4 protein-coding genes and 1 pseudogene are annotated in these 11873 nt (G+C 35.6%); 4 read left to right on the plus strand and 1 reads right to left on the minus strand.

Annotated features, from left to right (window positions below; all coding sequences use genetic code 11):
* Positions 1 to 707: 707 nt before the first annotated feature.
* From AZF08_RS19200 to AZF08_RS19210, 3 genes are read left to right on the plus strand one after another with little or no spacing between them, the layout of a single operon-like run.
* Entirely contained in the window at positions 708 to 1685 is a 978-nt protein-coding gene (locus AZF08_RS19200) for a SagB/ThcOx family dehydrogenase (protein WP_033678923.1), read from the plus strand.
* Positions 1686 to 1717: 32 nt separating this feature from the next.
* A complete protein-coding gene (locus AZF08_RS19205) occupies positions 1718 to 8707 on the plus strand; it encodes a non-ribosomal peptide synthetase (RefSeq protein ID WP_033678922.1) in 6990 nt (2329 codons plus the stop codon).
* Between the two features lie 55 nt (positions 8708 to 8762).
* The gene (locus AZF08_RS19210; RefSeq protein WP_033678921.1) at positions 8763 to 10217 is read left to right on the plus strand and encodes a pyridoxal phosphate-dependent decarboxylase family protein; all 1455 of its coding nucleotides are present in this window, start codon (positions 8763 to 8765) and stop codon (positions 10215 to 10217) included.
* Between the two features lie 122 nt (positions 10218 to 10339).
* Here the strand turns inward: AZF08_RS19210 and AZF08_RS19215 are convergent, their stop codons facing one another.
* On the minus strand, positions 10340 to 11296 hold the full coding sequence (locus AZF08_RS19215) for an alpha/beta hydrolase (RefSeq protein ID WP_033678920.1): 957 nt from the start codon (positions 11294 to 11296) through the stop codon (positions 10340 to 10342).
* A 202-nt stretch (positions 11297 to 11498) separates the two neighbouring features.
* Here AZF08_RS19215 and AZF08_RS19220 point away from each other — a divergent pair.
* Positions 11499 to 11684: pseudogene (locus tag AZF08_RS19220) on the plus strand (hypothetical protein); the annotation flags it as partial.
* Positions 11685 to 11873: the final 189 nt, after the last annotated feature.

An 11873-nucleotide genomic window follows, 5' to 3' on the forward strand; every position in this document is an offset into this window, starting at 1 on the left:
AATTTCCCCAGTCTTTATGTTTTTCTTAATTATATACAAAAACCCTATAGGGAGACTTTTTTAGTGTCTACTCTATAGGGTACATTTTATTTTCTGAAGGGATTTTTCATTCACATAATCACAGTTATAGGAAGGAAATATCAATCACTGAGCATTAATATTCTTTAACTGAGTAACAGTTCCAAAACTGATTTTTAATAGAAAAAAAGGGTTACAAATTCGATTGTAACCCTTTTTTCTATTTTAAATACGATATGTTGACAACGCACTTGTACGTAATAGAATGTTACAGTTATACATTAACTTCTAAAGAAAAGTTGTAAACTCTTTTCTTAATTCATATGTAATAAACCTCATTTTAAAGCTTTATTGCTATAACAAATAAAACTTTCTCAATATTATTTTGTTTAATAACTATATTCATCTACTTTCCAATCCATTACAATAATTTCACATTGAAAATAAATGAATATTCTCAATGTTTTAAATGGTTTATATTTTATAGGGTTACTAAGGAAAAGGATGTGAAATGCCCAATAAAAAATAGTGTTTTATGATGAAATAAAAGATTTTAAAGAAAAAAAGTTATTTTATTATCCTCAGGCGGTCTTGAAGTACATGCATTCATAGTTGCTATGGGACAAGGTATACAATCTAAAATTTTGTGGATTGGAAGTAAAATAAGTTAATCATTTATGGAGGGGAATATGAGCGAGCAAATTTATTACTGGTCTCCTATTAAGCATTGGGAGAAGTTGCATAATGAAGTTTTGATAGGAGAAACGAAATTTCCAGGCGTTCTGTCTGATTGGTTTCCTGAGCTTTATTTTTTGACTCAAAAAGGTGTGACGATTAGTGAGCTAGTAGAGCGCTTTTCGTTAGGAAATGAGGAAGAGACACAAAAAATAGTAGAACTTATGATAAAGAATCGGGTGTTAGTAAGTAACATATTACATCCAAGAGAAGTATTTTCCACACAAGAAAAAATTTTTCCGAATCCATATAGCAATCAGATTCGCTTCTCTAAAGAGGAACTAGATAAGTATATTAGTGAACAATTAAATCGAACGCACCCTGCTGCGCGGTCAACCGGAATTCAACTTGAAAAAACAAATGAGCTGCCCGCCATAATCAGGGAGCGTAGATCTTGCCGCCAATTTGATATGAACAAACCTATTGTTTTTTCTGAATTTTCTAAATTTATTTCTACTCTTAAACAGGTTAAAGAAGAAAAAATATACTATCATTACGCAAGTGCGGGTGGGCTCTATCCCATTGATATCTTTGTCTATATAAAACCAAAACGTATAGAGGGTATGAAAGCTGGTTTTTATTATTATAGTCCATCAGAGAATAGTCTTTTAATTGTAAATAATATTGATCAAGTAATCAAAAGTGATCATGAGCTAATTAACCAGGAGTTATTTAACCAGTCTGCCTTTTCAGTTTATTTAGTCTATAATGCGAACGCTTCCATTCCGAAATACGGTTCAGATGGATATTTATTTGCTTGTATTGAATCAGGTATCATCACTGCTACCTTAAATATGGTAGCTGAGACATTAAATTTAGGAGTTTGTTCCGTTGGTCATATGAAATTTGAAGAGATTCAGCACTTTTTAAGTTTGGATAACCATCAAGTATTTCTCCATGGGCTTGAAGTTGGCTTGAAAATTAACGAATAGATGAAATGAATATTAGGGGGCTAAAGATAAAAATGCACATTAAAGATCGAAGTTCGATTCATGAGAATAAAGTGGTAGAAGCATTTTGGAAGGTGCAATTATCTTCCGAGGTTCTCGATTTTTCTTTATTTAATAGCGGTTATCAATTGAATAAAGACAATCCATGCGACCATATTAAAGTCATTATAGATTCAGAGCTTAGTCAAATTATACAAAAAGTAAGTAAGTCTCAGGATATACTTTTATTTAGCTGGTTACAGGCCGCATTAAGGGTTTGCTTGGCACATTATACAGATCAAGAAAAGATTACAATTGGGGTTCCTGTAATTGAAAAAAATGATGAACAAAGGAAGAATCGTAATGATTTGCTTCCTATAGGAAGTGAAATCTATCCGCATCAATCCTTTAAGCAAGTGGTAGATCAAGTTGAACAAACGACTTTATTCGGGTATGACAATCAGAGTTATCCGCTCCCTGAATTATTAGCGAAACACCATTCAACTCCTTTTCAAATCGTTTTTGGGATGGAAGGATTACATAATAAAAGTTCGATAGAAGAATGCTCAGAGAATAATTTAGCTATCTGGATACGAAGAAAATGGAATGAAATACATAATGAATTTGAATTTCAAATTTCTTTCAAGTCTCATTCTCTTTCTTCGTTGCAACAGTTTGCCAAATCTTATCTTTATGTTTTAAAGCAAGTGTTAAAAAATCCGAATCTGGCTGTGAAAGATATCTGTATTATTTCGGAAGAAGACAAAGAGTTGCTAGAAGGATTTAATCAAGTTCAGACGGGCATAGACTTGTCTCAAACATTTCAGGATTTGTTTGAGGAGCAAGTGTTGAAAACCCCAGATCAAATTGCTGTTATTTGTAATGATCAATCTTTGACATATAGAGAATTAAATAAGAAAGCAAATCAATTGGCTTCTATTCTCCAAAGTAAAGGTGCATCGAAAGAAAGCATTATTGGAGTTATGGTAGATCGGTCATTGGAAATGATCATTGGCATGATGGGGATTTTAAAAGCAGGAGCAGCATATTTACCAATCGATCCTCACTATCCAAGTGAACGAATTGAATATATGTTACAAGATAGTCAAGCCAAATGTTTGCTGAGCAAGCGAACAGAGGTAGAATTGCCACAATTTGCTGGTGAAGTGCTGTATCTTGATGAGGAACATCTCTTCCAAGGTGAAGAAAGCAATTTAGTTCGAGAAAGTGTTCCTAATGATTTGGCTTATGTTATTTACACATCAGGATCAACAGGAAATCCAAAAGGCGTAATGGTGGAACAGAAATCTCTTGTCCATTTTTTAAGCGTTATGAGAGAAAAAGTAAAAGATAATCAGTCGTTCTTGTTTCTTGCTAGTGTTTCTTTTGATATTTCTTTGTTAGAAATATGTCTTCCTTTAACTCAAGGTTCGAAAGTAGTCATAGCTACAGAGGAGCAGTTTGCAACAAAAGAATTGGCTCATTTGGTCAAAGAACATAAGGTGGATTTATGGGAATCAACCCCATCAAGAATGGAAGTGATTTTGAGTGATCCAGAAGGGGCAGATTTTCTAAAAGATTTAAAGTCCATTTTGTTAGCAGGGGAAGCATTTTCAATTGATTTAGTTGAAAAAATTAGAAGCATCAGTGAAGCGGAAATTTTAAATATCTATGGTCCCACAGAAACAACCATTTGTGCAGCAGTAAAAGATTTGAGCACGGCCAAAGAAGTGACGATTGGAAAACCTAATCCCAATTATCGTTCCTATATATTGAATAAGTATGGTCAATTGAAACCTTTTGGAATACCGGGCGAGCTCTGTATTGCTGGCGTGGCAGTAGCCCGGGGGTATCTTGGTAAATCTAAACTGACAGATGAAAAATTTGTCCCGAATCCTTTTGTAGCAGGAGAAATGATGTATCATACGGGTGATTTCGTTCGTTGGTTGCCTAATGGAGAATTTGAATATCTCGGTCGAATGGATCATCAAGTGAAAATTCGGGGGTATCGGATTGAATTAAGGGAAATCGAAGCTCAGTTAAGGAAATATCCAGAGATAAGCCAAGCTATTGTTGTTGATCAGGTATATGGAAACAGGACCTTATTAGCCGCTTACTATGTATCGGATAATAAGGTCCCTTTTGGAGAGCTCAGAAAATATTTAAGCAATAAATTACCTGAGTTTATGATTCCTGAAAAAATGATTCAGGTAGAAGAGATTCCATTGAATCCAAATGGGAAAGTAGATCGAAAAAGGTTATTGGATGTAACTCAAACAGATTACGTATCTATTCCATACGTTGCCCCACGAAATGAAATTGAAGAGAAATTGGTGCAAGCATGGGAAAAAGTGATGGAAATCGAGCGGATCGGTATTCATGATAACTTTTTTACTTTAAGAGGAGAATCGATTAAAGCACTACAGATTATCAATTTATTAAGAAAAGACCATTTGAAAGTAAGTACAACGGATTTTTTCAAACATCCCACGATTGCTCAACTAAGTTCTTATGTAGAGGTGGAGCATAAAGAAGAATGCTTAGATAATATGCCAACTCGTGTTAAAGATTTGTCCAAGCCATTTCCCTTAACAGAAGTTCAGACAGCCTACATGTTAGGACGGAATTCACAGTTTGAATTAAGCGGTATTTCACCTCAAACGTATTTTGAATATGAAACAAAATTGGATATCAATCGTCTTTCGCAAAGTTTTCAAAAGGTAATTCATCGCCATCCAATGTTACGAGCTGTAATCTTGCCAGAGGGAAAACAACAAATTTTACAAAACGTTCCTGATTATCAGATTGAAATAGAAAGTCTCATTGGTTTAGATGATAGGAAACAAAGTGTTCGCTTGCAAGAAGAACGTTCTCGAATGACTAACCATGTATTTCCTTTGGGGCAATGGCCTTTGTTTGAATTGAAAGCCTTTCTTTTAAAAGAAGACACTTATTTGTTATGTTTTCGATATGATGCTTTATTGATGGACGGGGCAAGCATGAACATCGTTGGACATGATTTGTTTCATTATTATTACAAACCAGATCAAAGTTTGGATTCTCTTTCTTTTGATTTTCAAGATTACATGTTTATCTATGATGAAATGGAACAAAGCAAAGAATATAAAACAGCAAAAGATTATTGGACAAGTAAGCTTCCTGACTTTCCGTTTGCTCCTTCTTTGCTGTTAAAAAAGGATCCGGTAGAGATTGCTACTCCTAAATTCCAATCACTTACTAAGATCCTGGACAATGAAAAATGGACAAAGTTACGAAAGTTAGCACAAGAGAAAGAAGTAACTCCTTCCGCTCTACTTTGTACGATATATGGTGATGTGTTGGCATATTGGAGTAATCAACGTCGATTGGCAATTAATTTGACTGTATTTAATCGTTATCCTGTTCATGAAGAAGTAGAGCAGATTGTGGGAGATTTCACTTCACTCATTTTATTGGATGTTGATGTGAATCCAGAGCAATCTTTCTTTACTAGAGTAAAACAAACTCAATCTACTTTATTAGATGGCCTTGAACATCGGCATTACGATGGAGTTAACTTTATTCGAGATTTTACTCGACATCACCAAATGACGCCAAAAGCAGTTATGCCAATTGTTTTCACCTCGATGCTAGCAGGTGCGGGTGCTTTTGCTTGGGAACAGCTTGGTTCTCTTCGCCATATTCACGCTCGGACTCCACAAGTGTATTTGGATAATGTGGTAATTGAAAAAAATGGAGAGTTATTAATTAGCTGGAACTATGTAGAAGAATTGTTTGATGCTGATGTGATAGAAGCAATGTTTTCCCAATTTGTCGACTTGTTGGAACAATTGGTGAAACAAAGTGACGTAACCTCTTTGCAAATGAAAGAATCGGATCAAACTTTAATTGAGCAATACAATCAGACAACAGAAAAAATACCTTCTACTACTCTGTATCAATTATTCACAGACCAAGTAAAGCGTACACCGCGTGAAGTAGCAGTGGTCTTTGAGCAAGAATGGTTAACTTACTCGGAGCTTCATAAGCGCTCCAATCAAGTTGCGCACTACTTGCAAGAACAAGGGATTGGTTTAGGGGACAAAGTTGGCCTTTTGGCACAGAGGCGAGTTGATACGATTGCTAATATGATGGGGATTTTAAAAGCAGGTGCTGCTTACGTACCCATCGATCCTGATCATCCACTAGATCGACAAACATATATCTTAGAAAATAGCGCATGCAAACTTTTATTAGAATCTAGTCTTTATGAAGAGAAACATTTGTCATTATATACAACTGAAGATCTACCTACTATTGCTAATCCGGAAGATCTTGCCTATATTATCTATACTTCAGGAAGTACTGGAAAGCCAAAAGGAGTAATCATTACTCACCAAGCGGTTGCAAATACCATTCAAGATATCAATGAAAAATACCAGGTAAATGAAGAAGATCGCATTATTGGTATCTCTTCCATGTGCTTTGACCTGTCTGTATACGATATTTTTGGAACGTTAAGCACGGGTGCAATGTTGGTAATGATTCGTGATCCGAGAGACATGCAAGAACTAATCCGTACGGTCGAACGCAGAGGAATTACAATTTGGAATACAGTACCTGCAATCATGGATTTGGCATTGGATCAAGTAGGTACTCATTTTGAAAATTCTTCTTTACGTTTAGTTTTACATAGTGGGGATTGGATTCCACTCTCTTTACCAGAAAAAATAAAACGACATTTCTCGATTGCGGAAGTAATTTCACTGGGAGGAGCAACAGAAGCATCAATTTGGTCAATTTATTATCCAGTCAAACAGGTGGCATCACATTGGAACAGTATTCCATATGGGATGCCTTTGGCAAACCAAACGTATTATGTGTTGAACTATGAAAAGAAAATGTGTCCTGTTGGTGTAATTGGTGATTTATATATTGGGGGAGTGGGTCTTGCTAAAGGATATTTAAATGATGAACAGAAAACGAATGAAGTATTTGTGTCACATCCGGAGCTTGGTCTCATTTACAAGACGGGAGACTGTGGCAGAATGCATCCCGAGGGGTATATTGAATTTTTAGGCCGCCAAGATTATCAAGTCAAAATTCAAGGATATCGTGTGGAATTAGAAGAAATTGCCCATTGTCTTCTCACTTACAAACAAGTCGAACAAGCTGTAGTAATTGATCAGGCAGATGAGAATGGGATGAAATTTTTAGTCGCATATGTGGTAACTGAGCAAAATATAAGTACAACAGAACTACGACAGCATTTGCGAGACTACTTGCCAGAGTACATGATACCTTCTTATTTTGTTTATCTAGAACGACTACCCTTAACTCCTAATGGGAAATTAGATCGAAAAGAGCTTCCTGCTCCAGAGAAACAAAAAAATGATGTGTTTATTGCTCCAAAAACTGAAATGGAAAAAATATTGACTAGTGTATGGCAAGAAGTACTCAAAGTAGATCAAATCGGAGTAAATGATCATTTCTTTGCCTTAGGTGGAGATTCGATAAAAGCGATTCAAGTTTCTGTCAGACTGTATAGACAAGGATTTGAGTTAGAGCCAAAAAATCTATTTTCGTTTCCTATATTAGGAGACATGGTTCATTTTGTTAAAAAGCTAGACCATTTTTCAAGTTCACAAACAGACGATATAAACAAAAAGAAAGAAAATAAAGTTACATCACTAAATCAACATACACTTAACAAAATAAAAGAAAAAATGCCAGATTTAAAAATAGAACGAATTTACCCATTGGCACCTTTCCAACAAGTTATTTATGAACATGCTGCAGCTGAACCTGATACCAATGCTTATTTCGAACAAACAATTTGGACGCTTGAGGGGCAATTAGATGTAGATCTCTTTATTCAGTGTTTTCAACAATTAGTTGATCGTCACGATTCTCTAAGAACAATCATCGTGCAAGATGAACAAGAACAACCTTGGCAAGCTGTACTACATGATGTTCAAATGATTTCAGAGGTAAAAAGCTTGATTGAGATGGCAAAACAAGAACAACAGGAATTCATAGATCAGTGGATGAATGAAAATTTAAGTCGAGGATTCAAAAATGATGAACTCATGACCCGTCTCTGTATATTTCTACTAGGGAATGACGAGTATAAGGTAGTTTGGAGTTCCCATCATCTATTGTGCGATGGTTGGAGCGTCAGCATTTTGTTAGACGAATTATTCCAACTCTATGAAACAATAAATGCGGGAACTACAGTAGAGTTACCTACGGTAAAACCTTTTCAAACATTCATAGACTGGACTTTAGCACAAGATCATGAGAAAGCACGTCATTTTTGGCGGGATTATTTATCAGGATACAATCGAAAAATCAGTATTCCTAAAAAGAAAGTACCAACTCAAAGTGAAGGGTTAAATTTCACATTTATGGATTTAACCTTAGATAAGGATTTGACTAATCAGTTACAGACATTTGTAACCAAAAACAATATAACTGTGAATTCGGCATTACTAGCTGTATGGGGAATATTGCTTGGCAAATACAATGGAATGAAAGAAGTAGTATTACCTAATCTAGTATCAGTCAGACCTCCCGAAGTAGAAGGGATTGAAAATATGTTTGGACTGTTCACAAATGTTTTGCCTATCCGACTAGCATGGACAGAAACACAATCTTTTGTGGACTTCTTGCAAAAAGTACAAATAGAAACATTGAAATGTAATGAGTATGCATACTATTCATTTGTTGAGATACAAAAACAAAGTGAGTTGATTAATCAGTTAACCGACCATCTTTGGGTTTTTGAAAACTATCCAACGAACCCAGAAATCTATTCTTCAAATGAGAATAGAAATTTTGCCATCACAGATTACCAAGTCGTTGATGAGCCGCATGTAAAGTATGGAATTATGTGCTTCCCTGAAGAGAAACTTACAATAAAATTTGGATATGATCAAACTGTATATGAAGCGGAGAAAATAGAGGAAATATTGAATCATATCCATCAGTTAATCAACATGATCCTTCAAAATCCAACACAGACAATCGGTGATTACAAATTATAAAAAATGAAAAGGCGAGCAAGAACTCGCCTTTTTAAATGGAATAGGAGTGAACCAAATGACGAAAAACCTGCAGTTATCAGCCGAAGAGATGCGTCAGTTAGGATATCAAGCGGTTGATTTAATTGTTGACCATATGAATCATTTAAAAAGTAAACCAGTATCTGAAACGATTGATAGTGATATTTTTAGAGACAAGCTAACTGAATCAATTCCAGAAAACGGATCCAATCCGAAAGAGCTCCTTCATTTTCTTAATAGCAATGTGTTTAATCAGATTACCCATGTGGATCATCCTCATTTTATGGCTTTTGTGCCGGGTCCTAATAATTATGTAGGAGTAGTAGCAGATTTTTTAGCAAGTGGGTTTAATGTATTTCCCACAGCTTGGATTGTAGGCGCAGGTGCTGAGCAAATCGAATTAACGACAATCAACTGGTTAAAATCAATGTTAGGATTCCCTGATTCGGCTGAAGGGCTATTTGTAAGTGGGGGTTCCATGGCTAATTTGACTGCGCTTACTGTAGCGAGACAGGTCAAGCTTAATAACGATATAGAAAATGCGGTTGTGTATTTTTCCGACCAAACTCATTTTTCTGTGGATCGGGCACTTAAAGTATTAGGGTTCAAACATCATCAAATTTGCCGAATTGAAACAGATGAATATTTACGAATTTCAGTTAGTACTTTAAAAAAGCAAATAAAAGAAGATCGACTAAAAGGGAAAAAACCATTCTGTGTTGTTGCTAATGCAGGGACAACTAATTGTGGAGCGGTTGATTCCCTCAATGAATTGGCTGATCTCTGTAATGAAGAAGATGTATGGCTACATGCGGATGGGGCCTATGGTGCTCCAGCAATTCTCAGTGAAAAAGGAAGTGTTTTACTTCAAGGAATTCATCGAGTCGATTCTTTAACACTGGACCCTCACAAATGGCTTTTTCAGCCTTATGATGTGGGCTGTGTACTCATTAGAAACAGCCAATACTTAAGTGAAACATTCCGTATGATTCCGGAGTATATTAAGGATACGGAAACTAATATAGAAGAAAAAGTTAATTTTGGAGAATGTGGAATTGAACTATCTCGTAGATTTAGGGCGTTAAAGGTATGGCTTTCTTTTAAAGTGTTTGGAGTCACAGCTTTTCGAAAGGCAATTGATCATGGCATTATGTTGGCTGAACAAGTTGAAGAGTTTTTAAGGAAAGAAAAAGATTGGGAAGTGGTAACATCTGCCCAGTTAGGAATTGTTACTTTTCGCTATACCCCTTGTGGACTAGCATCTATAGATAAAATTAATGAACTAAACAAAAAACTGGTGGAAGAAATTAATCACAGAGGATTCGCTATGCTAAGTACGACCAAATTGAAAGAAAAAGTGGTAATTCGACTTTGTTCCATCAACCCAAGGACGACAACAGAAGAAATGCTTCAAATTATGATGAAAATCAAAGCACTTGCAGAGGAAGTAAACATATCGTCTAAACATCTTATTTCAATTCCGCAACTTTAATATTCCGAGTATATTTTACATAAAACGGAATGAAAACACTAAAGAAATGTACAACAACAAACACACTCTCTTTTTAATAAGAGAGTGTGTTTGTTGTTAAGATAATAGAATATGTAAAGAGATTAAGCCTCTACCTTAGCTACTCTTTCGAAACCAGTCTTTACTGCTTGTATCATTTCATTCACAGCGTAAATAGATACGTCGGCATTTGGATTTAATCCTTCGAACCAGTGATAGGCCCTAGGATATAAATGAAATTCGACATCAACACCAGCTTGCGCAAGTTTGGTTACATAGGTTAATGTTTCGCTGCGGAATGGATCTAATTGACCAACAAATGTGTAGGTATATGGCAGATTACTATAATCCTCTGCTCGAGCAGGGGCTGCATAGGCAGGAATATTATCCGTTCCATATATTTCTCCTAAATACATTTTCCAGCCAGCTTCATTTGTCTTTTGATTCCAAACAAATCCTTCTTTAATTTCATTCGTAGAAGGTGTATTATTTCGGTCATCAATCATTGGATAGAGTGGCATTTGAAAACAAATAGAAGGATATTTTCGATCGCGAGCTAATAATGTCAATGCTGCTGTTAGTCCACCGCCAGCGCTCGCTCCTGCAACACCAATTCGATTCGAATCAATGTTTAATGACTCTGCGTTATCAGCAATCCATTTTAATGCTGCATAACAATCCTCAATTGGTGCTGGATAAGGATGCTCTGGAGCTAAACGGTAGTCTACAGACACGACCACACAGCCAGCTTCTTTTGCAAACCTCATACAAGTATCATCATTATCATCTATAGACCCTAAGATATAACCACCACCATGTATCCATAACAGGACAGGTAAGGATCCATTATTTAATTTTGGACGATAAATTCTTAATGGTAATGGATTAGCGTCAGGTCCAACAATGACTTCATCTGTTAATGAAAGGGATTCATCAACAACAGTAGGTGGTCTCATTTGCGATATTCCTTCTCTGATTGTTTGCAAGTTCTCTGGGCGTAAATCGAGATCAGGAAACATTTCTAAACCTGGTAATAAATCTGCATTTACTCGGTTCTTCATTTTAACACCCCTATTTTTAATTGTTTTTAAATATGTAAAGTGGATTCTAAGTAGTTTAATTGTGATAAAATCATCACAATTAAATTGTAAAGTGGATATGTCATAATCGTCAACAGAATATTCAAAAAAATAAACCTTCTTTTAGGAGAAAGTTTCATGCAACTAATTATACAAGAAGGTGATTTAGGACCAAAGTGGTTTTATGTGGCTGTATTTATTTACACTTGGTTTTCCAATTGAACCAATTGATGATCCGTTTTATTTTCATGATACATTGCAAGGGGTACCGGTTCGAATTCATGCTCGGAAAGGATTAACACATTTATATTCCTTAAAAGAATTTTGGTATAAAATTCAAGGAAATGCTCATGCGCAGGCATTAATATAAGAGAACAGTACAAATATTATGTTAACAGGGTATCGGTCCAAAGGCCTCTGAATTTATTTCACGTGGTGTGCTTGATGTATTACAAGAAACGGTTCTGGTGCAAAGATAAAATAAAAGAGAATATAGCGCATATATTTCTAGCGGAATTGTATTTTATGCTGTTAGTCCAAACAATTGATGGATGAATTC

Origin of the sequence: Bacillus gaemokensis, assembly GCF_001590835.1 — a bacterium.
In the GTDB taxonomy this organism is placed as follows: Bacteria; Bacillota; Bacilli; order Bacillales; family Bacillaceae_G; genus Bacillus_A; species Bacillus_A gaemokensis.

Excerpts from the sequence above, each read along its gene's own strand:
- AZF08_RS19205 (WP_033678922.1), top strand. The coding sequence starts at position 1,718 with ATGCACATTAAAGATCGAAGTTCGATTCATGAGAATAAAGTGGTAGAA.
- AZF08_RS19210 (WP_033678921.1), top strand. The coding sequence starts at position 8,763 with ATGACGAAAAACCTGCAGTTATCAGCCGAAGAGATGCGTCAGTTAGGA.
- AZF08_RS19215 (WP_033678920.1), bottom strand. The coding sequence starts at position 11,296 with ATGAAGAACCGAGTAAATGCAGATTTATTACCAGGTTTAGAAATGTTT.
- AZF08_RS19200 (WP_033678923.1), top strand. The coding sequence starts at position 708 with ATGAGCGAGCAAATTTATTACTGGTCTCCTATTAAGCATTGGGAGAAG.